The organism is Methylotuvimicrobium alcaliphilum 20Z (assembly GCF_000968535.2).
Classification (GTDB): Bacteria; Pseudomonadota; Gammaproteobacteria; order Methylococcales; family Methylomonadaceae; genus Methylotuvimicrobium; species Methylotuvimicrobium alcaliphilum.
In genome coordinates this window covers 1,057,122-1,078,150 of the sequence record NC_016112.1, presented here as the reverse complement: position 1 = coordinate 1,078,150, position 21,029 = coordinate 1,057,122, and the positions used below count along the sequence as shown (strand labels likewise).

Sequence of the window (21,029 nt, the reverse complement as noted above, 5' to 3'; positions counted from 1 at the left end):
ATTCTAAAACCTATTTAATATTAGTATTTTCTTATATACTAGCCGGCATGATTCACATTACCTTAACGGAAAGCCATTATGCTTGAATTGACCAAAACTGCCGTTCTGGCTTGCTTATTGATACTGCCGCAAGCGCATGCTTACGCGCAATCCTCGGAACTCGAACGCCGGCCGACTTATACCTTGGAAGACGCCATATCGCTTGCATTGCAAAACAATCCGGATTTGCAAATCGCTCATGAGCGTATCGGACAGGCTCAAGCGCAATTGGGCGAAGCATTTGCCGCGTTTTACCCGCAAGCTCAAATACGCATGTCTTACGAACATACCGACAATCCCTCGCGCGCGTTCGGCATGATCATATCTCAGCGGCGGCTGAATCTCGACGGTACTACCAATTTCAATCAACCGGGCGGAACCGATAATTACCGTCCCGAAGTCGTCGCTACTTATTCGCTGTTTCGCGGCGGCCAAGACTATCAAGCGGCCAAGGCCGCCGAGCTCGGCGTCGAAGCGGCAGAATTGCAAGAGTCGGCGGTCCGCAATCGATTGATCGAAGCGGTGACCTCGACCTATTACGGCCTGTTGGCAAGCTCCGAGGCGCATAAAGTCGCTTTGAATTCTATCAAGGCGGTCGACAGCGAACTGCGGCAAAGCAAAAACCAATACGAAGCCGGCGCGCTATTGAAATCCGATGTCTTATCGTTGGAAGTGCAATTGGCCGAAACCCAAGACGCCGAGATTCAAGCCGCGAATGCGATCGAACTGACTCGGACCGGACTCAAAACGCTGCTGGGCCTTAATGCCGACGAATCATTCGAATTCGAGCAAGTCTCGGCGGCGCTACAAATTCCGGAAAATCATGAAGCGTTCGACGATATACTCAACCGCGCCATCAAGGAGCGTCCGGAAATCGCCGCGGCTTACAAACGAATCGAAATCGCCGAACGCAAATTGAGCGCGGCCAAAGGCGCGCATCTGCCGCGCGCGAATGCGTATGTCAGCTACGGCTCGGACAGCAAGAATATCGATTTTTCCACTAACCGCGACAATGTCACGGCCGGCGTCATGGTCGAAATGGATTTGTTCAACGGTTTCGGTACCAGCGAAGCCGTTAAAAAAGCCGAACATCAATTGAACGAAGCGCAAAAAGCGCATACCCAGACCAAGCTCGCTATCGAAAACGAAGTCAAAACCGCGCATTTAAAATTCAGGGAAGCGCTGGCGCGTCTCAATGTGACGCGAGTGGCCATCGCGTCGGCCGAGGAAGCCTTGCGCTTGGTCAACCAACAACGCCAAGCCGGCGCGGCCACGGTCACGCGCTATATCGAAGCCGAAGTCGCACGCGACAAAGCGCATTCACGCGATATCGCGGCACGTTTCGACGCGCTACGCGCCGAAGCCGAGCTTAAAAAAGCGCTGGGGAGTTGGAGGTGAGCGGTGAGCGGTGAGCGGTGAGCGGTGAGCGGTGAGCGGTGAGCGGTGAGCGGTGAGCGGTGAGCGGTGAGCGGTGAGCGGTGAGCGGTGAGCGGTGAGCGGTGAGCGGTGAGCGGTGAGCGGTGAGCGGTGAGCGGTGAGCGGTGAAATGATGCGGCATTTAATCCATTTGTCAAGCGCTAATTTCCTCTTTCCTCTTTCCTCTTTCCTCTTTCCTCTTTCCTCTTTCCTCTTTCCTCTTTCCTCTTTCCTCTTTCCTCTTTCCTCTTTCCTCTTTCCTCTTTCCTCTTTCCTCTTTCCTCTTTCCTCTTTCCTCTTTCCTCTTTCCTCTTTCCTCTTTCCTCTTTCCTCTTTCCTCTTTCCTCTTTCCTCTTTCCTCTTTCCTCTTTCCTCTTTCCTCTTTCCGCTAACTGCTTACTGCTCACCGCTAACTAACACCCCCTCATTCAAACGCCAACCCCGCTTGCCGCCAAGCTTTAGCTCCGCCCTCAAGATTGTACAAATTACGATAGCCTAGTTCATAGAGAGACCGCGCGGCCGCATTGCCCATAGGTCCGCCTTCGCAATACAAATAAAGAGCGGTATTTTTATCGGCAGGCAATTTATCTTGGTATCGCTCAACCTCGTTGTAAGGAATGAAAAGATTAGTCCCCTTGATATGCTGCTGCTCGGGAATGTGAACATCGATTAAAACAATAGACTCATTTTGCATGATTCGATTGAGTTCATCAGCACTGATCATGGTCAAATAATCAGGTTTTTGAAAGGCGCAACCGGCGACGATAGCAATAACCATGATCGAAAATAACAATGTTTTCTTAGTCAAGATTCGGAATTTCATAAACAATGCCCCAATAACATAAGGAAAACGGCATTTAACCATAAAAACCAGGCTGGACGCGAAGCGGTTTCAAATAACAGGTATTACTAGGCTTTCGGCGCTCCGCATTGTCTTTTCACCTTATCGTTCCAACGCTCTGCGTTGGAATGCAGCCCGCAACGCTCCAGCGTTGCGAAACCGGATATCCCGCTTGAGTTGAAACAAGTAACAAGGATGATTAGTGCTGTGGGAGCGATCCCCAGATCGCGATCGTCGAAGACGACAATGCTAAAAAACGAACAACGGAATCGAAGCCGCAACGCCAAGCTCCGAAAAAAGGCGGCTAAACGTTGCAGGCTTCGAAAAAGATATGGATCACGTAAACGACCTCGGCTTCGATATCGCGACGAAGGCGTCGCTCCCACAAGGATCTAAGTCTCTATTGTTTTTACTTTTATGGCGAAAACGATTTCCGCTTTGGCTTCGGGCTAGTCCGGGTTAGGATTAAGCATTGCATAACGTCTCACTCATCGACAATGAACTTATGAATACAAAACCGAACCGCCAATGGCAAAACTGGCTGGACCGCAATGTTTACGATCTGGCTCGACAAATGCGCCTTAGCTATGTTCCGCCGTTAATGGTCTATCTGGCAGCCGGCGTATCCGGCTTGACCGGCATCGTCGGAACCTTTTTCGTCAAAGACTATCTCGGCTTGTCGGCCGAGTTTTTGGCCATGCTGGGCTTCTGGATAATGCTGCCGTGGGCGCTAAAAATGCCGGTCGGGCATCTGGTCGATTTGCTGTGGCGGCATAAAGCCAAGTTGATCTATCTCGGCGCGGCGCTGATCGCGGCTAGCTTGCTGATCATGATCAATCTCTTGGCTGACCGGGAATTCATGACGCATATCCTGCCCGCCGAAACCTGGTTTGTCTTATCGGTATTACTGGCGCCGATCGGTTATGTCGTTCAGGATACCGTGGCCGATGCGATGACGGTCGAAGCGGTGCCGCGTTTCGACGAACAAGGCAGGCAGCTACCCGAAGCGCAAATCAAATTGGCGCACACGACGATGCAGACCTTGGGCCGAGTCGCCATTATCGGCGGGTCGATGCTGGTTGCGGCCACCAATGTCATTCTGTTCGATGACGTACACTTGATGGACGACGCCGAAAAAGCGGCGGTGTATTTGACGGTTTATCGTTGGGCCTTGGTCATACCCTTGATTTCGATAGCCGGGGTTTTGCTGTCCGCCTATCTCCGATCTCAACAGGAATGGCGCTTGGCGGCGCAAGGTTATGAACTCGAAGACATTGACCGCTTGCTGGCCCGACCCGACGATGAATTGCCCGAAATCAACTGGTGGATTCTCGGCGGCGGACTCGGTTTCGTGTTGTTCGCGGTCTTGATGGGCTTGAGCGATATTCCGAATAGCGATGCGATCGTCTTCATCGGTTCGCTGGCTATCGTCATTTTTTTGATTTGGCGCCTGACGCTGGACTTGGAACCCACCCAGCGCAATCAGTTGTACGGCATCGCTTTCGTGATATTCGCCTTTCGGGCCGTGCCGACGACCGGCGCAGGCGAAACGTGGTGGATGATCGATGTGCTCGCCTTCGATCAACACTTTCTTGCGCAACTATCGTTACTCACGAGCGGACTGACTCTGTTCGGCATGTTTCTATTCCGGCGCTTCATGGCCGAACGCCCGATTACCCATGTGATTGCGGTCTTGACGATAGCGTTGAGTGCGCTGTATTTACCGAATATCGCGCTGTTTTACGGCTTTCATGAATGGACCCAGGCCCATACCGGCGGCGTGGTCGATGCGCGCTTCATTGCCTTGATCGATACCGCGCTGGAATCTCCCCTCGGACAGATCGCGATGATTCCGATGCTGGCCTGGATCGCCAACTCCGCACCGCCTAGACTCAAGGCGACCTATTTCGCAGTCATGGCCGCATTCGTCAACTTGGCGCTATCGCTGTCTCAATTACTGACCAAGGCGCTCAATCAAGTGTTCGTGATCAGCCGCGAAATCAAAGACCCGACAACTGGTTTAATCGTCACCGCCGCCGATTACAGCCAATTAGGCAGCTTATTTTTCATCGTGATGTTTTTGGGACTGGCGATGCCGTTGTCGGCGATTTTTATCGCCCGGCGCACCTTCTTGAAAGATCGCAGTTGATTGGGCTACCGCGGAGGGAATCCGCCGATATTCTCCCCCCGACGCCCCGTTTGGTTTAAAATAACCGGTTTTTGACTTCGCACGATACGCATTGCTGAATGAAACACGGCGGTAATATTTACGGTTTTGCCGAACGCATCGGTTGCCGGTCGGATCAGGTATTGGACTTTTCAGCCAACATCAATCCCGTCCAGGCCATCGACTGGCGCACGTTGCAATTCGACCCGTCGCCTTATGCCGATCCCGATTACAGTGCCTTAAAAGAAGCGCTTCGCTATCGCTACCCGTTGCCGAACGACACCGACCTGGAACCCTTCAACGGCGCGAGTGCCGCGATTTTTGCGTTATTGCGCCGACTCCATCCCGAAGAGGTCGTACTTTATACGCCGATGTATGTCGAATATGCGCGCATCGCGCGGCAATTAGATTGCCGCATCCGTTGCATCGACCGTTTCGGACGTTTTGAACAAACGGAAATTCCGCCGCACAGCACCGTCATTTTCGTCAATCCGGCCACGCCCGACGGCGCGCTTTACGACCTGCACGAGCTACTGGCCCAATGGCAGGCCGCTCGATGCACGATCCTGATCGACGAGTCTTTTCTGGACTTCTGCCCTGCCGCCGCCACGACCAGTATCGCCGACAGAATAGGCCAAATCCCGAACCTTTACCTGATCAAGTCCTTGAGTAAGTTTTACGGCAGCGCCGGCGTCCGCATCGGTTTCGTCGCCGCCGAGAAAACCGCAATCACAAAATTGCAACGACTTGAGCCGGCGTGGAAACTGTCGAGTTTCGATATCGCCTACATGCATCAAGCCCTTTATAACGATGCCTTCGCCGACAACACGCGCAGGCAAACAACACAGCTTCGCGAATCATTGAGGCAAATGCTGGAGGATTCCAAACTGTTCGACCGGGTATATCCGAGCCAAGCCAATTTTATCCTCGTCCGTTTGGCGAAAATCGACGGCCATGCCTTGCAGCGTCACCTGGAAAAGGCGCGAATCTTGATTCGCGTGTGCGACAATTTTGAAGGCCTGGATAAGCGGTATGTGCGCTTCGCGGTTAAGGATGCCGAATCGATCGCCCGGCTTGCCGAGTGTTTGCAACATGTTTGAATTGGCGGCGCTGGCCTATTTGATCGACCTGCGTTTCGGCGAATTCCGCACGACCCACCCGGTCGTGCTGATGGGCCGCTTTATCGAAGGGTACGAAGGGCGTTATTACCGCGACAATATTCGATCAGGCGCGATATTGATCGCCAGTCTATTGACCTTGACCCTGATCGTAAGCCTCTCGATCGTTTACGCCTGCCAACAATTACCGTATTGGCTCGCCCTACCCGTTTTGGCCGTCATCGCATCAATGGGGCTTGCGATGCACATGCTCCATGCCAGCGTATCGGAACTGTTGACCTCAAAGCAGCCCCGGCAAGCCTTGCGTTACCTGGTGAGCCGCGATACCGAAACGATGAGCGATAGCGAGGTCTATAAGGCGGCGATTGAAACTTGGGCCGAAAACCTCAGCGACGGCGTCATCGCGCCTCTGTTTTATTTGGTCTTATTCGGCCTACCGGGCTTGGCCGTTTACAAAGCCGTCAATACCTTGGATTCGATGATCGCCTATAAAACCGACCGCTATCTTCATTTCGGCCGAGTCGCCGCCAAACTTGACGATCTCGCCAACTTCATCCCGGCCCGTTTGACGGCCTTGTTGATCATTTTAGTGTCGTCCGATAAAAAACGGGCTTGGCAATGCTTATGGCGGGACGCCGATAAACTGGAAAGCCCCAATGCCGGCCGGCCGATCGCCGCGATGGCGGGCGCCTTGGGCGTGGCATTGGGCGGCGATGCGATGTACCATGGCCGGCTGAAAACCAAACCGGCTCTGGGCGATGCCATCGTGCCGGTCACTAAAACCACGCTATCGAAAGCCTTGTCCATGAAAACACCCATTGATTTTACGATCCTCGGCCTATTGGCCGTTGGTTTCTTGCTGTCTTGATCAAGCAATGTCCGTTTATACCTCCGTCACACCCGCACAACTGGACGCCTTTTTCGGCGCTTACGATCTCGGCCAAGTAGTCGATGCAGCCGGTATTCCCGACGGCATCGCGAATAGCCATTATGCGGTCGCGACCACGCAAGGCGACTATGTCTTGACCTTGTTCGAGGCACAAAACAGCGAAGAACTGATCCCGGTGATCGGACTGATGCAACGCTTAGGTACTCGCAACCCGCTGTATCCGAATCCGCAGGCCGACAAACAAAACCGGCTCTTGCTCAACCTCAACGGCAAGCCGGCACTGGTCTGTAAACGCTTGGCCGGCCGATCCCTCGTTTCGCCTACGCTAGATCAATGCCGGCAAATCGGCGCGCAACTGGCTAGGCTGCATCTCGACACGCGGGACTGCACCTTTCCGATCGCAAGCCATCATGACGTTTTGTCGATCAAAGCCTTGTTCGAGCAAGTCGAGAGTCAACTGTCCGACGCGGACCGCGAATTGATTCTCGGCGAACTGCAATTTCAGTCCGAACACGAACAACAAACGCTGCCCGGCGGCGTGATTCACGGCGACTTATTCCGGGATAATGCCTTATTCGCCGACGGACAAATCAGCGGCATACTCGATTTCTATAGTGCCTGCAGCGACCACTGGCTACGCGATATCGCCGTCTGCGCGAACGACTGGTGCCGAGACGACGGTATTTTCAACACACAAAAATTAACCGCACTGCTTTCGGGCTATGAAACCCTAAGACCCTTATCGGCAATCGAACATCAGCATTGCAACCGCATGCTCAGAGCCGCCTCGCTACGTTTTTGGCTATCGCGCCTCGTGCACCGTTACAGCAATCGCCCAGCCGCCCTGAGCCAACCCAAAGACCCGTTCGTTTTTAAAGATCTGCTCGTACAACACCGACACGCCGCCCATGCCTGATCATCGCTATTCCGACGCCGAACGCGCCGCCATTTACCGCGCTATCTACGAGCGCCGCGATATGCGGCATTTTTTGCCCGACCCGGTCGAACCCGACAGATTAGCACGCATCATCGCGGCGGCGCACCACGCCCCAAGCGTCGGTTTCATGCAGCCCTGGCGTTTCATACGCATCACCCGTCCGGATTTACGCCAAGCCATACACGGCCAGGTCGAGCAGGAACGCCTGCAAACCGCCCGCGCCTTACAGGAGCGCGAAGACGAATTCATGCGCATCAAGGTCGAAGGCATCATGGAATGCGCCGAAATCATCATCGCCTCATTAAGCGACCGCCGAGACGAGCATATCTTCGGCCGGCGCACCCTGCCGGAAATGGATCTGGCCTCGTTATCCTGCGCGATCCAGAATATGTGGCTGGCCGCCCGGGCCGAAGGTCTGGGTTTGGGCTGGGTTTCGATGTTCGAGCCGGAAGCGCTGAAACGATTATTGGCGATGCCCGACGACAGCCAACCGTTCGCGATTTTATGTCTGGGCCATGTCGAGCGCTTTTATGACGAGCCGCTCTTGCAACAAGAACGGTGGGCATCGCGCTTGGAATTGAACGATTGTTTATTTGAAAACGCCTGGAACAACCCATGCAAACTCACTTTTTGATCAATCCGCTAGACCACCCCCTTACCGCCGCGCTACAAGACAAAATCGACCAAAAGACCAAGCCTTTGGGTTCGCTAGGCCGATTGGAAGCACTGGCGCTGCGCATCGGGCTAATACAAAACACATTATCGCCGACGCTGACAAACCCGGCTATCGTGATTTTTGCCGGCGATCACGGCATCGCAGCAAACGGCGTCAGCGCCTATCCGCAAAGCGTCACCGCGCAAATGGTCGCCAATTTTTTGGCGGGCGGGGCCGCCATCAGCGTTATTGCCAAGCACAACCGCCTCGACCTGTGGATCGTCGATGCCGGCGTCAATGCCGATCTAAACCGGCACCCTAAATTGATCGAAGCTAAAATCGGCAAAGGCACGCGTAATTTTTTAGATGCGCCGGCAATGACCGAGAGCGAATGCGCCCAAGCCATGCAAGCCGGCGCCGATATCGTACAGGAACGCCACCGGGCAGAATGCAATTGTATCGGCTTCGGCGAAATGGGCATCGGCAATACCTCTTCCGCCTCGCTGTTGATGCATTGCTTGACCGGTATACCGCTGGCGCAATGCGTCGGACGCGGCACCGGACTAAGCGATGCGCAACTGAGCCATAAGTTGTCGATATTGAATCAAGCCTTGGCACGGCACCCCGGCCAACGCGATCCATTGGCGGCATTGAGCATCTTCGGCGGCTTTGAAATCGCGATGATGGCAGGCGCTTATTTGAAAGCCGCCGAACTGGGCATGTTAATCATCGTCGACGGCTTTATCGCCGGCAGCGCATTGTTGGTTGCGGCGAAATGCCATCCTGAGGTTTTGGATTATTGCGTGTTTAGCCATGTCTCGGACGAACAAGGACATCGAGCACTGCTCGATCACTTCGGCGCACAAGCCTTGCTCGATCTTGAACTGCGCCTCGGCGAAGGCTCGGGCGCGGCGCTAGCTTATCCTTTAATTATCTCGGCGGTTGCGATGCTGAACGAAATGGCCAGCTTTGCCGAGGCTGGCGTGGATGGGGGTTGAAATTGCCGAGGTTTGTTTTTGATGAGACGCGGGGTTACTTTTTTCACGGTTTAAAACCCTATTGAGAAATATTGAGGGCTTTTCGATGCATAGCTACGAATCAGACATTGTTGCATGGGCGAACGAGCAGGCCGCGCTGCTCCGTGCGGGCCAGTTCAACATGCTCGACCTTGAACATATTGCGGATGAGATTGAAGACGTGGGCAAAAGCGAACGAAGAGAATTGAAAAGTAGAATGGCTGTTTTGCTGGCCCATCTACTGAAATGGCAATATCAGGCAGGCTTTCGCAGTAAAAGCTGGCAGCGGGCAATCAAGGAGCAACGTCGAGGGATTGCAGGTTCCTTGAAAGAAACCCCCAGTCTTAAAACCGATTTGACTCAACCCGATTGGCGGGAATGGGTGTGGTCCGATGCCGTCAGTCTTGCGGTAAAGGAAACAGGACTCGATTGCTTCCCCGAGTCCTGTCCATGGAGCATTGAGCAGGTTATGAATTCTGAGTTTTGGCCTGAATAAAAAAGGATTCATTTTAATCCGATCTGCCCATCTTTTTTCACAAAACAACAACGAGGCTTTCTCTTGATTTTACGTGGAGGCCGCCACTTTGCCGCTGACCGCCAAATGCGTCAAAAACTGCACCGCTTCACTAGCGCCCAAGTCACGCGGATGACGCTTGCCAAAATGCAGAATATAGCGTTTAATCCAGTCCGTATAGGCCTGTTCGGTACGATTGCTACAGTGCCTCAAACGAATCTTAGCCCATACTTGATCCCATAATATCGTTGAATTCCCCGAAGTCGGCACTGACGTATTTCGCATTTTTAGTAGGAAAAGTTGTTTTTTACAACTCGCTGTAAACTATATTATTTTAATTTTATCAAATAAATTAGGCAGCTCTATGACGCAATATTTTGCATCATTTAGGATGTCTAATTGTAGTTAGGCTTCTTGGAAAATTACTGTGCCAAATTTTCAACTTCCACCCGATGTACTTCTATCTATTCCAAAGGATTTGCCAATTCCTTTGAATGATAGGGCATGTGAACATCTGGAAAACATGCTGTTGCCGGATGTTTCTCTATGGTCTATCAATGACCAAGAAATCAATCTATCCCGCTTGTCTGGCTGGAATGTGATTTTCTGCTATCCAATGACAGGTCGCCCAGGATTTGCCATTCCAGAAGGCTGGGTTCAAATTCCCGGTGCCGCTGGGTGTACGCCACAGGTATGTTCATATCGTGAAAACTATACTGAATTCAATCGTAATGGGATAGGCATTTACGGCATAAGTACTCAAACATCAGAGACACAAAAAGAAGCTGCTAGTCGATTAGGGTTGCCTTATCCGCTTTTGAGCGATGTCAATCATTATTTTTCCTCAACTTTGAAATTGCCCCTACTTGAAGTCGAAGGGTTAAAATTGCTCAAAAGATTGACGCTCATTACACAAAGTGGAATGATTAAAAAATGTTTTTATCCTGTCTTTCCACCAGATAAAAATGTTATTGAGGTGATGGCTTGGCTCTCCGAGAATCAAGCTTAACCCAGTGCTCAACCGGAAAGCGAGCGCTAAAGAACTTTGTGTTGAACAACAGAATTCAGGTCAATTTTTAGTGGGATATAAATATGAAACGTGCATTTACTCTCGAGTATTGGTTGGATGATGGATGGTATATTGGCAAACTTAAGGAAATCCCTGGGGTTTTTAGCCAGGGTGAGACACTAGAGGAGTTGGAAGAAAATATTGAAGATGCTTATAAACTTTTAATGGCAGAGGAGGTGCAAACCAACCACCCAGCATCACAAATAAAAGAAGTCTTCGTCGAAGTAGCGTGAAACGAGGAAACTTTATTAGAGAATTGGTTGAAGCAGGCTGTTACCTTAAACGTCATGGCAATAAGCACGATATTTATGCAAATCCTGCCAATGGTAAACAAACTCCAGTTCCAAGACATTCCGAAATAAAAGAGAGTCTTTGTCGGCTTATCAAAGGGCAATTGGGGATATGAAGCTGTCTACGCCTAACCTGGTACTCCAGCGGACTCCGCTAACGCTCCGCCGCTGAGCTTTGCGTTAGCTCCAAACTAGACAGGTCGAAACAAAACTGCAAAAAAAGGGTATCGGGTTTATTTTATAATTCAACCACCTGCCTTTTTCCGGCATTTGCCATACGCCGCAAGGCTTACACCGTGTTGCTTGTGTTCATAATTAGCCGCCCGGTTTGTCATGTTCTCAAGCGATCGATTTTATAAATTGTCGCAAGACAAAGTAGAATTAGACATGCCAAGAACATATCCCGCCTAATTCAAGCAAAACTCCCCATGCCTTCATTTCACGATTTCCTACTGGCCGTCGGCTTTTATACCCGGCTGCCCTGCCCGGCTGGCCTCGATTATCGACGGCTTCCGAAGTCCTGCGTTTACCTGCCGCTGGTCGGTTGGTTGGTCGGCGGTATTTCGGCATCGGTGTTCTGGATCGCTTTGCAAATCTGGCCGCAAGACATTGCGGTCGTTATCGCCTTGATCGCCGGGATTCTGGTTACCGGGGCTTTTCATGAGGACGGTTTTGCCGATGTCTGCGACGGTTTCGGCGGCGGCTACGATAAACAGCGCATTCTGGACATCATGAAAGACTCGCAGATCGGCGCCTATGGCGCGCTCGGCTTGTTATTGCTGCTTCTGTTGAAATTCAGGCTTTTGACCGGTTTACCGGCGCATCTGCCGCCGCTGGCTTTACTGGCGGGACATAGTATCAGCCGTTGGTTTCCGTTGTATTTGATGTACCGCTACGACTACGCCCGCACGCAGCCTAGCAAGTCGTCCGGCGCGGTATTCAAGCCCGATGCGAAAACTTTACTCTTGGCAGGCATTCCGGCGTTGCTGCCTTTTGTATTGCTGCCCCCTTTAGCCCTGACCGCGCTGATACCGATGGCGCTGGTCACGCTAGTGCTCGGCCGCTATTTTCATCGTCATATCGGCGGCTATACCGGAGACTGCTTGGGGGCCGGCCAGCAAGTCGCCGAAGTCGTTTTTTATCTTTTCCTAAACGCTCTATGGACATTTATTTGATTCGCCATACCCAAACCGCAGCCGCTAAAGGCTTATGTTACGGGCGGTCTGACATTCCCCTGGCGGACAGCTTTGCCCGGGAGATGGAAGCCCTACGGCAAAAATTGCCTGAACTAGCCGAAGACTGCCGGTTTTATAGCAGCGCACTCAGCCGTTGCAAACGTTTGGCTGATTCCCTATCCGATGAGGTCGTCACCGACGAACGGATTTTGGAGCTGGATTTCGGCGATTGGGAAGGCGTGTTTTTCGATGAAATCGACGCAAAAGCCCTAAACCATTGGACACAAAATTTCGTCGACGTCCCGCCGCCGAACGGCGAAAGTTTTACCGATTTATGCCGCCGTGCCGGCAGTTTTTGGCAAGAGCTCATCAAGACCGAGCTTTCGCAAGCCGTCGTCGTGACTCATGCCGGCGTGATTCGCGCCCTTCTGACCCATATCTTGAAGCTGTCGCCCGCTGCCGCCTTTCAATTCCGCGTCGATCATGGCTCTTTGCATAAATTTCAATATAGCCATCAATACACCTATATTCACTATCTCAATCTATGAAACCTTTAGCAATCTTCGGCACCAGCTCGGACGCCGGCAAAACCACGATAGCGATGGCCTTGTGCCGGATTTTTGCAGACCAGGGACTCAGCGTTGCGCCGTTTAAGGCGCAAAACGTCTCGAATAATTCGGCGGTGACCCCGGACGGCCGCGAAATCTCCCGCGCGCAATGCCTGCAAGCCGAGGCCGCGCGGGTCGAACCGAATCATTTGTTCAATCCGGTGCTGCTGAAATCGCACGGCAACGGTTCGGTGCAAGTGATCGTCAACGGCTTGGTTGATCGAAATCAATCGATTGCGGACTATTACGATTCGATAGGCGACCTTAAATTACAGGTTGAACAAGCCTTTACGACGCTCCGGCAGTCTCATGACTTGGTCATCGCCGAAGGCGCCGGCTCTCCGGTCGAACTCAATCTACTGCATAAAGACTTATCGAACAGTTTTGTCGCCAATACCTTCGGCACCAAAAACATTCTGGTCGCCGACATCGAACGGGGCGGCGTCTTCGCGTCGATTTACGGCACGCTGGAATTGATGCATCCTGTCATGCGCAAAAATTTGATCGGCGTCGTTATCAATAAATTCCGGGGCGATCGGCGTTTTTTCGATGAAGGCGAAACCATCATCAAAGAGCGCTTCGGCGTGCCGGTGCTCGGCGTATTGCCGTTCGAGCCGCTCAATATCGACATGGAAGATTCGCAATCGCTCAATAATTACCGGCAACGCCTGAACGGCGTCAAGATTCGTATTGCCGCGATCGCCTACCCCGGCTTGAGCAATTATAACGATCTGGACGTATTGATGGCGGATGAAGAGCTGCATGTCGAATTGATTCAAGCCTACCGCCCCTTGAGCGGTTTCGACATGGTGCTGTTGCCGGGCAGTAAAACCGTGCTGCGCGATTTGAGATGGCTGAAGCAACAAGGCTTGTTCGACGAAATCGAGCGTTTCGACAAAGCGGTGTTCGGTATTTGCGGCGGTTACCAGATGCTGTGCCGAACGTTGCACGACCCTGACGCTATCGAACACGACCGGCCCGGCAGCGAATCCGGATTCGGTTTTATCGATGACGAGGTGTTTTACCGGCTACCCAAGATCGTCCGGCGCGGCAGCTATGACCTGTTCGACTATCCGGGTTTGAGCGGCTATGAAATTCATTGCGGGCGCATGACTCAATTCCCGCTTTTTTATCGGCAAGGCGCGGTCGCCGGCACGCATGTACACGGCATTTTCGACAACGACGTATTTCGAACCGCTTATTTCAAAGCCCTGACCCCCGATTATCGGGGTTATGCCTACGCCGTCTACCGAGATGCTCAAATTCAGGGTTTCGCCGACCGGGTCGCGGCCAATTTGGATTTATCGTTAATCCTACAAGCATTACAGGAACAGGCATGAAGACCTTATTCATCGGCGGCGTCAAAAGCGGTAAATCGCGTTTGGCGGAAGACTATGTTTTACAGCGATGCGGGAATGAAAAACCCTATTATCTGGCGACGACCGAATTTTTCGACGACGAAATGAAGACCCGAGTGGCCGTTCACCAACAGCGCCGGCAGGATTCGTTCGTCACGATCGAGGAACCGGTCAAGCTGCTCGCCGCACTACAAGGCTTAGACCGTCCGGTATTGGTCGAGTGCGTGTCGATGTGGCTGAACAACGCCTTGTATCATCAAATTCCCGAATCCGACATTCTGCAGGAATTAGACGCCGTGTTGCAGCTTCCCGTCGAATTGGTCTTGATTCATAACGAGGTAGGCCTCGGCGTCATTCCCGACAATCGCTTAGCCCGGCAATTCATCGATTTATCGGGCAAGGCCGCGCAATTGATGGGGCGGCATTGCGAGCGAGTCTTTTTTTGCAGCGCCGGGTTGAAATTGCAGATGAAATAAGGGCCTGGCTAGGAATAACTTCCCTAAATGGTTCCGCATGCCTCGCTCGGGGCGGGTTATGTAACCCGGCCCAAACGTTTTGATTTGCTTCGGCCACAGTCGAAACGGTTAGGGACGGAGTTGCAAACTCCGTCCCGCCCAAGTCCGCCCCAAAAATGCTTTTTTCGATTGAATCCTCTCTATTTTTCTTCCACTTGCATTCAGCCGGTAAATCCCTATAATGCCCTCCTTGCTTTCAGGTGCCCCGCCCTAGAATCGACCTGTCGATTCTAGGGCGGGGTTAAACGGGAAGCCGGTCAGGTCATCAAGCCAAAGCCGGCGCTGCCCCCGCAACGGTAGATAAGTAAAGAATCATCAATTTGCCACTGTGTGCAATGACATGGGAAGGCGATGATTCAGGCCTATGGCCACTTATAAGCCCGGAGACCGGCCCGATAGCGATTCGACACAGCGGAGGGCTGTTAACGAAACGGTCGAGCCATACTCTGCCTTTTCGCCGCGCGCCCTTGCGTTGTAATACTACAACCTTTCATGCGCGGGCGGCGCAGAGGACATCATGCGAACATTCTTTTTAAGCCCACTGTTATTCACCGGCTTCCATCTTCCGGCCTTGGCCGACTCGGCCCCGGACGAAACACCGTTACATTTACCCGAGATGTTGATCACGGCAACTCGGTCCGACAGCCCCAAAGAACATCTGGCAACCGCCAGCACCGTCTATACTCGCGAAGACATCGAACGACTTCAGGTCAACACCTTGCCGGAATTGCTCCGAGGTTCGACCGGACTCGATATCACACAACAAGGCGGATACGGAAAAAACTCCAGCGTCTTCATACGCGGCACCAATTCCGGCCATGTCTTGGTCTTGGTCGACGGCATCCGCTTCGGTTCTGTCACCTCCGGTACTTCGCCGTTCGAACTGCTGCCGATCGATCAAATCGAACGCGTCGAGATCATTCGCGGTCCGCAATCCAGTCTTTGGGGCGCCGAAGCCTTGGGCGGCGTCATTCAAATTTTTACCCGCAAAGGCGCACAAAAAGAAAAACCGACGATCACGATCGATGCCGGCGGCGGCTCGTTTAATACCGCGAAGGCTTCGGGCACGATCAGCGGGCGTTATCAAAATAGTTGGTATACCCTCGGCGCGTCGCATTTCAATTCGCAAGGCTTCGACGCACGGCAACCGACTACCGGTTTTTTCGGGGTGGATGAGCCCGATAAAGACGGTTTCTATAATACCGGCCTCAATGCACGCTTGGGCCATCGCTTCGATAACAATGCCGAGATGGAAGCCACCTACATGCGCTCGGAAGGTCGCAACGACTTCGACGGCACGCCGAATAGAATGGAATTCGTCAATCAGGTCATCGGCCTGAGCGGCGCCATCGATGTCATCGACAATTGGCGCTCGACCTTACGGTTAGGGCAAAGCCGAGACGACGCCGACAATTTCAGTCCGGACGGCACGTTTTTCAGCCGTTTCGACAGCACGCGCTGGAATGCCAGTTGGTTGAATGCGATCCAATTGTCGGACGATCATCAATTGACACTCGGGGCCGATTACCGTTTGGATGAAGCGGATAGCACCACCGACTATACCGAGCTATCGCGTTACGATGTCGGCGTGTTCGGCGAATGGCACGGACGATTCTTCGATAACCATCATCTCAACGGTTCGATTCGTTGGGATGAAAACGAAGCCTTCGGCGATTTCGTCACCGGCAGCATCGGCTGGCGTTCCAATTGGGATTACGGCATCAGTACATTCGCGAATTTCGGCAACGGCTTCAAGGCCCCATCCTTCAACCAACTCTATTGGCCCGGTTTCGGCAACCCCAACTTAATGGCCGAGGAGTCGAAATCGGTCGAGGTCGGACTCGCGGGTAATCATGACTGGCTACAGTGGGAGATTCGCGCTTATCATACCGACCTAGATAACCTAATCGTCTATGTCTTTGATCCGGCAACGTTTAACTTATCCGCCGAAAACATCGGTAAAGCTCAAATCAACGGGATCGAAGCCGAAATCGGCACACAAATTTTCGGTTGGAACGCCAAACTGGGCATGAATTTGCTCCGCCCGGTCGACCGGGAAACGAATAATCGTCTGCCACGCCGCACCGATAGAATGTTATCATTCGATCTATCGAGATCGTTCGGTCCCGTCGACGTCGGTGCTTTCCTATTAGCCGAGGGCTATCGCTACGACGATGCCGCTAATACGACCAAAGTCAGCGGTTATGCGACCGTCGATTTACGCTCGGCCTATCACATCAATAAAAACTGGACCATTAGCGCTCAATTGAATAATCTGCTGGATAAACAATACCAATTGGTCGATACCTACAACACGGCCGATCGCAACTTTTTCGTTTCGATTCGCTACAACATCTAAAAACTTAACCTTATCGGAGAAATGACGATGAATATCGCACAACGTTTACCTGTCCAAAACCTACCTATTCAGCCTGGCGCGATCGCACTGATGCTGTTGATGGCGGCAACGCGCTCGAGCCATATCGGCACGCCTTTTCAACTCCCCGACGCCTCTTTGGCGGTATTTTTTCTGGCCGGGCTTTGGTTCGGCGGCAACCGGTTTTTTGCCGTTTTATTGGCCGAAGCGGCATTGATCGATTTTGTCGTGATTCAATTCTTCGGCGTCAGCAGTTTTTGCGTTTCGCCGGCCTATGCCTTTTTGATTCCGACTTATGCCGCAGTCTGGTTCGGCGGCAAAATGTGCGCCCAATTCAAAGAGTCGAACCCTTCGGTGTTATTAAAACAATTCGCAATCCTACTCGCGGCAACGACGCTTGCGTTTCTGATTTCCGAATTCAGCTTCTATTTGTTGTCGGGCCGTCACGATGCATTGGACTGGTCTGAAAAACTGAGCAAAATGGCGAATTTCTACCCGGCTTATATCAAATCGACGTTAATCTATGCGACCGCGATTTTCGGCGTAGTTGCATTGCTGAAATCCTTGCCGATTTTCAGTGAAGATCATAAAGGGGCTTGACTCTATACCCTTTGCTAGCCGAATTTCGGCCTGGGGATCGCTCCCACATAATCCTAAATTCGGCAGTTTAACCATGAAGTTCATGAAGTCTTTTAAGGGCTTGCGGGATCCCCATGATGGGTTTCCGCTTCGCTCCTACCCATCCTACTGCGCAGTCCATTCCGCATGCCCCCCTCTTGCGTAGGATGGGTAGAGGCGGAAGCCAAAACCCATCGTTTCAACCCCGCCACCGCGGACCTCTCGCCGGACGGGGTTTATAAATTACGGCCGCAATATTTTCCTACCGTTTGCATTTTCCGCTTCGCTCCTACCTACCCTACTGCGCTCGCGAACCAACTACCGCGAAGTATATGTCATTCGGACAGCCGTTTAGAGCCTCTTGCCGACGCATCAAAAAACCCTATCTATCAAAGACATCACGATCTCGACCGCGATCAAATAAATAATGATCCACTCGAGAAACGACGAATGCTGATGTTTTTGTTCGTCGGCCAGCATTTCCAACAATTCGTGTATCGTTTCGAGTTTTTTCGACAATACTTCGGTGCGCGGCTGAATTTCGAGATAATTGGCCGCCATCGAATAAATGCTCTGGTACTCCGGATGCTCCCAGAAAAACTCGGGCGTATCGAGCAGATCGTAATTCAAAATAATATCGCTCTTGGTCAGAAACAATTGCCCCCGGATCATCGCGGTGGCTTTTCTGCCGAGTTGTATCTTCCCTTCCCTGGCCAAGGATTCGGGCAAATGACTGGTTTCGCGGATCGTATTGATCGCATGGCTTTCGAATGCGGCCAGTTTGATCGACTGAGCCATTGCATGGGACACTGCCAGGAGCACCATCTGATCGGCGTCGATCAATTCGATATGATCGCTTTGTATCCGGTATTTTTCGGAGTTCGTTTCGTAGCTGAAATTGTCTTCCTGCGGCTCGGCATCGGGCTTGATCGCGAAGTCTAGTAACAAATCATGAAGATTGCGCCGCTCGTCCAAACTCACGTTCCAATGCACGGCGACGCCGTAAGCGAATACGATCGAGCAGCCGCTTTTATAGTCGACGACCAAGGCATTTCTAAACGCCTTGACGCGTCCCGACATTAACATTTTCTCGCGCAATGCCGGAAAATCGAAGGATTGCGCAAGGCAAACCGTTAAGCAGTGTCTAATCGGACGATCGCTGGTCATAACTTTCCTCTAGTCCTCTAGTCCTCTAGTCATTCGCGCCGCGCGATGATTACGACGGCTCTGAGCTGGCTGCGCCCGAAGCGGGACATCGCCAAAAATTCGGCTTTCGGCACCGGCACATAAAAATTATCCGCTTCGCTGGCATGCTGCTCGGTATCGACATCGGGATCGTGCAGATAAATAAAGTGCGGATCGTGCGCGGTCACGACTACCCAATGCGGCGCTTTGTTGCGATTGATCCGGTAAGTGCTGATCAAAATCAACGGAATATGACCGGCATCCAGATGCCCGGTCAATGCTTCGAGCGTGATTTTATCGAAATGCATGCGCACGTCGGTTTGCTTGAGCTGGCGCAGAAAATCCTCTTGCACTAGACTGATGACTTCGCGTTTTTCCGGATTGCGCACGCTGTCGATAAACAACACGTCTTGTTGACTCAAATACACATCGACAGCGAACCCTCGCCGCCAAGCCGCCAGCGCCAAACCGTGAGGTCCGCATCCGCCGTGCCCGGAGGTCATAAAAATCGTCGTCGATTCGCGCCAAATTTGCAATTCATGCGCCTGCGACAATTCGATGTCCGGCTTGAGTCCGGCCATCGCCATCAACAGCCCCGAAGGGCCGCAACTGAAGTCGGTCGTTTGCCGATAGAACGGCACGGTCAGGCGGGTTTCCGGATGCGGATAGATAATTCGTTTCTCGAAGCACAGCGCCTCGCTGTGATCTTCATAATAATCTTCTTTAGTATCGAATTGCCGATAACCTTGTTTTCGGTACAACGCGATCGCTTGTTGATTATCGGGACGAACTTCAAGCCTCAAATATACGCAGTCGCGCTCTCGAGCGCGTGCTTCCGAGTGATTAAGCAGGCCCACGCCAATACCGAGTCCGCGGTATTCGGGTAACACCGCGAACGAATAAAGCCGTGCCAGCGATGCGCCTCTGCGGTACAACAACAGCGCATATCCTGCCGCTTTATCTTCGATTTCGGCAAGGATGATATCGGCATTGGCTCTTTCCAGCATCCAGTGAAAATTGCGCGAGGTTAATTTATCCTGCGTAAAACAAGCATTTTCAATCGCTAATAATTGCCGAACGTCATTTTTGACCGCGCTACGAAACACGATTTTCGGTGTTTCTTCGGCGTTCGCAGAATCAGTCATCATCCGTCAATCCATATCCGCCAATCCATCAAGCGCCTGCGTTAACACTTGCTCACTACGAAACAGCACCATTTCCTGCCAGTCTCTCTTATCCGGATAAAAATAATCCCGAATTTGTTGCCGTATCGGATGACTGAGCTGCCTTGTTTCCGGATCTCTGTGCCAAAAATAATTTTCTTTACGCAATACCTGAAACAGCGTATCGAGCGAATAGGTGCCGAATTCTAACGTGATATAACAGCCGCGATCGCCCAGAACCTTGTGCCAGGCATAATCGAGCAAGCCCAGCTTAGGCACCGAAGTCGATGTCCCTAGCGCCGGCTCGGTGACGCTGTCGCCGAACCAGCGTTTCGCCAATGTCGCAGCCGTGGAGCCAGGCGGATGATCCGAAATAACTTCACCATAACCATAGGGTCCGAGCCCGGAATGGATATCGACCACCGCGACTCGTTGCCGATTCGCCAAGTCGAATTCGCGCATCACGGTTTCGACCACTTGTCTCGACCAAGTGGCAGTAGCGCCGCCATAAAACAAACCTTGCGGATACTCGTATTGACCGCTGCTGATTGCTTCTTCGGTCTTGCGTTGACCGTAAAGTTTCCGGTAATCGTTGATTGTTTGCATTGCGCTTTTTTCGTTCGCGTCGGACCAATGCTCCGGCAGCAAGACATCGGCCAATTCTCGATAACCTAGATTGACAGGCCTATCGGAAAAGTCGATGAAGTTACGATTCAAATCGACATTATCTTCGTTGACCCGGCGCAAATGAGCAAAGCCGAATGGATTCAAGGCATGAACGAACAACACTGCGGTATCGCCTGCGGGCATCGGTGCGTGTCTGAGCCAATTGATTTGCGCTGCGGAACCGCAAAAACCTTCGACGCCATGGGTCGCGCTGATAATGACCAACACCTTACTAACCTGTTCTTCACCGAGCCAAAACGCCTCGGTCGACAACGGTTGATTGTCGCCGGCTAACAATGAATGCTGAAAACGCCTCAGATGACCTGGCTGACTGGAACAGGCGGACAGAAACTTATCGCGTGCGTCGAAATAGTCTGTGGAAAAGCTTTCTAGGTCGTAATGGCTCGGCATAA

At 52.2% G+C, this 21,029-nt stretch carries 23 protein-coding genes and 1 riboswitch; of the genes, 17 read left to right on the top strand and 6 right to left on the bottom strand.

Annotated elements, in window-relative coordinates; all coding sequences use genetic code 11:
* Positions 1 to 78 precede the first annotated feature (78 nt).
* Positions 79 to 1,437 (top strand): TolC family protein, encoded by a 1,359-nt coding sequence (locus MEALZ_RS04665; protein ID WP_014147455.1) that lies wholly within the window; start codon positions 79 to 81, stop codon positions 1,435 to 1,437.
* Between the two features lie 179 nt (positions 1,438 to 1,616).
* Here MEALZ_RS04665 and MEALZ_RS04660 read toward each other — a convergent pair whose 3' ends face one another.
* Together MEALZ_RS04660 and MEALZ_RS04655 are read right to left on the bottom strand one after the other, a co-directional pair.
* Positions 1,617 to 1,862, bottom strand: a complete 246-nt coding sequence (locus tag MEALZ_RS04660; protein WP_046060988.1) for a hypothetical protein — start codon at positions 1,860 to 1,862, stop codon at positions 1,617 to 1,619.
* Positions 1,863 to 1,879: 17 nt separating this feature from the next.
* Entirely contained in the window at positions 1,880 to 2,278 is a 399-nt protein-coding gene (locus MEALZ_RS04655; protein WP_014147454.1) for a rhodanese-like domain-containing protein, read from the bottom strand.
* Between the two features lie 523 nt (positions 2,279 to 2,801).
* Between MEALZ_RS04655 and MEALZ_RS04650 the strand changes: the two genes are divergently transcribed.
* The 7 genes from MEALZ_RS04650 to MEALZ_RS04620 all read left to right on the top strand — a co-directional run bounded on the left by MEALZ_RS04650 (position 2,802) and on the right by MEALZ_RS04620 (position 9,574).
* Positions 2,802 to 4,445 carry an MFS transporter gene (locus MEALZ_RS04650; RefSeq protein ID WP_014147453.1) on the top strand — a complete coding sequence of 548 codons (1,644 nt, stop codon included), beginning with the start codon at positions 2,802 to 2,804 and terminating at the stop codon, positions 4,443 to 4,445.
* A gap of 98 nt (positions 4,446 to 4,543) precedes the next feature.
* Complete coding sequence (locus MEALZ_RS04645) at positions 4,544 to 5,563, top strand: aminotransferase class I/II-fold pyridoxal phosphate-dependent enzyme (protein ID WP_014147452.1); 1,020 nt, start codon at positions 4,544 to 4,546, stop codon at positions 5,561 to 5,563.
* Entirely contained in the window at positions 5,556 to 6,449 is an 894-nt protein-coding gene (gene cbiB, locus MEALZ_RS04640; RefSeq protein WP_014147451.1) for an adenosylcobinamide-phosphate synthase CbiB, read from the top strand. Before MEALZ_RS04645 ends, cbiB begins: the two co-directional genes overlap by 8 nt.
* Before the next feature lie 7 nt (positions 6,450 to 6,456).
* Positions 6,457 to 7,386 (top strand): homoserine kinase, encoded by a 930-nt coding sequence (locus MEALZ_RS04635; RefSeq protein ID WP_014147450.1) that lies wholly within the window; start codon positions 6,457 to 6,459, stop codon positions 7,384 to 7,386.
* The gene (gene bluB, locus MEALZ_RS04630) at positions 7,379 to 8,041 is read left to right on the top strand and encodes a 5,6-dimethylbenzimidazole synthase (RefSeq protein WP_014147449.1); all 663 of its coding nucleotides are present in this window, start codon (positions 7,379 to 7,381) and stop codon (positions 8,039 to 8,041) included. Before MEALZ_RS04635 ends, bluB begins: the two co-directional genes overlap by 8 nt.
* Complete coding sequence (cobT, locus tag MEALZ_RS04625; protein ID WP_046060986.1) at positions 8,023 to 9,060, top strand: nicotinate-nucleotide--dimethylbenzimidazole phosphoribosyltransferase; 1,038 nt, start codon at positions 8,023 to 8,025, stop codon at positions 9,058 to 9,060. Before bluB ends, cobT begins: the two co-directional genes overlap by 19 nt.
* An 85-nt stretch (positions 9,061 to 9,145) precedes the next feature.
* Positions 9,146 to 9,574 (top strand): DUF29 domain-containing protein, encoded by a 429-nt coding sequence (locus MEALZ_RS04620; protein WP_014147447.1) that lies wholly within the window; start codon positions 9,146 to 9,148, stop codon positions 9,572 to 9,574.
* A 69-nt stretch (positions 9,575 to 9,643) separates the two neighbouring features.
* Here the strand turns inward: MEALZ_RS04620 and MEALZ_RS04615 are convergent, their stop codons facing one another.
* Positions 9,644 to 9,877: a phage integrase N-terminal SAM-like domain-containing protein gene (locus MEALZ_RS04615; protein WP_046060985.1), complete on the bottom strand. Its 234-nt coding sequence runs from the start codon at positions 9,875 to 9,877 to the stop codon at positions 9,644 to 9,646.
* A gap of 142 nt (positions 9,878 to 10,019) precedes the next feature.
* On the opposite strand from MEALZ_RS04615, the gene MEALZ_RS04610 reads away from it, so the two are divergent.
* From MEALZ_RS04610 to MEALZ_RS04575, 9 genes are all read left to right on the top strand, one after another.
* Entirely contained in the window at positions 10,020 to 10,601 is a 582-nt protein-coding gene (locus tag MEALZ_RS04610; RefSeq protein WP_046060984.1) for a peroxiredoxin, read from the top strand.
* An 83-nt stretch (positions 10,602 to 10,684) separates the two neighbouring features.
* Entirely contained in the window at positions 10,685 to 10,894 is a 210-nt protein-coding gene (locus MEALZ_RS04605) for a type II toxin-antitoxin system HicB family antitoxin (RefSeq protein WP_014147444.1), read from the top strand.
* Positions 10,891 to 11,067: a type II toxin-antitoxin system HicA family toxin gene (locus MEALZ_RS21515; protein WP_084685321.1), complete on the top strand. Its 177-nt coding sequence runs from the start codon at positions 10,891 to 10,893 to the stop codon at positions 11,065 to 11,067. Before MEALZ_RS04605 ends, MEALZ_RS21515 begins: the two co-directional genes overlap by 4 nt.
* Before the next feature lie 312 nt (positions 11,068 to 11,379).
* The gene (gene cobS, locus MEALZ_RS04600) at positions 11,380 to 12,126 is read left to right on the top strand and encodes an adenosylcobinamide-GDP ribazoletransferase (protein ID WP_014147443.1); all 747 of its coding nucleotides are present in this window, start codon (positions 11,380 to 11,382) and stop codon (positions 12,124 to 12,126) included.
* Entirely contained in the window at positions 12,111 to 12,674 is a 564-nt protein-coding gene (cobC, locus tag MEALZ_RS04595; protein WP_014147442.1) for an alpha-ribazole phosphatase, read from the top strand. Before cobS ends, cobC begins: the two co-directional genes overlap by 16 nt.
* The gene (locus MEALZ_RS04590; protein ID WP_014147441.1) at positions 12,671 to 14,074 is read left to right on the top strand and encodes a cobyric acid synthase; all 1,404 of its coding nucleotides are present in this window, start codon (positions 12,671 to 12,673) and stop codon (positions 14,072 to 14,074) included. Before cobC ends, MEALZ_RS04590 begins: the two co-directional genes overlap by 4 nt.
* Positions 14,071 to 14,568 carry a bifunctional adenosylcobinamide kinase/adenosylcobinamide-phosphate guanylyltransferase gene (locus tag MEALZ_RS04585; protein ID WP_014147440.1) on the top strand — a complete coding sequence of 166 codons (498 nt, stop codon included), beginning with the start codon at positions 14,071 to 14,073 and terminating at the stop codon, positions 14,566 to 14,568. Before MEALZ_RS04590 ends, MEALZ_RS04585 begins: the two co-directional genes overlap by 4 nt.
* Before the next feature lie 220 nt (positions 14,569 to 14,788).
* Positions 14,789 to 15,017, top strand: a riboswitch (cobalamin riboswitch).
* 107 nt (positions 15,018 to 15,124) lie between these two features.
* The gene (locus MEALZ_RS04580; RefSeq protein WP_014147439.1) at positions 15,125 to 16,966 is read left to right on the top strand and encodes a TonB-dependent receptor domain-containing protein; all 1,842 of its coding nucleotides are present in this window, start codon (positions 15,125 to 15,127) and stop codon (positions 16,964 to 16,966) included.
* Positions 16,967 to 16,993: 27 nt separating this feature from the next.
* Positions 16,994 to 17,584 (top strand): hypothetical protein, encoded by a 591-nt coding sequence (locus tag MEALZ_RS04575; RefSeq protein WP_014147438.1) that lies wholly within the window; start codon positions 16,994 to 16,996, stop codon positions 17,582 to 17,584.
* 390 nt (positions 17,585 to 17,974) lie between these two features.
* Here the strand turns inward: MEALZ_RS04575 and MEALZ_RS04570 are convergent, their stop codons facing one another.
* From MEALZ_RS04570 to MEALZ_RS04560, 3 genes are read right to left on the bottom strand one after another with little or no spacing between them, the layout of a single operon-like run.
* Positions 17,975 to 18,769, bottom strand: coding sequence for an RMD1 family protein (locus tag MEALZ_RS04570; protein WP_014147437.1), 795 nt, complete (start codon positions 18,767 to 18,769; stop codon positions 17,975 to 17,977).
* Between the two features lie 29 nt (positions 18,770 to 18,798).
* The gene (rimI, locus tag MEALZ_RS04565; RefSeq protein ID WP_014147436.1) at positions 18,799 to 19,935 is read right to left on the bottom strand and encodes a ribosomal protein S18-alanine N-acetyltransferase; all 1,137 of its coding nucleotides are present in this window, start codon (positions 19,933 to 19,935) and stop codon (positions 18,799 to 18,801) included.
* Positions 19,936 to 19,938: 3 nt separating this feature from the next.
* Positions 19,939 to 21,027 carry a M14 family metallopeptidase gene (locus MEALZ_RS04560; protein ID WP_014147435.1) on the bottom strand — a complete coding sequence of 363 codons (1,089 nt, stop codon included), beginning with the start codon at positions 21,025 to 21,027 and terminating at the stop codon, positions 19,939 to 19,941.
* Between the last annotated feature and the right edge of the window lie 2 nt (positions 21,028 to 21,029).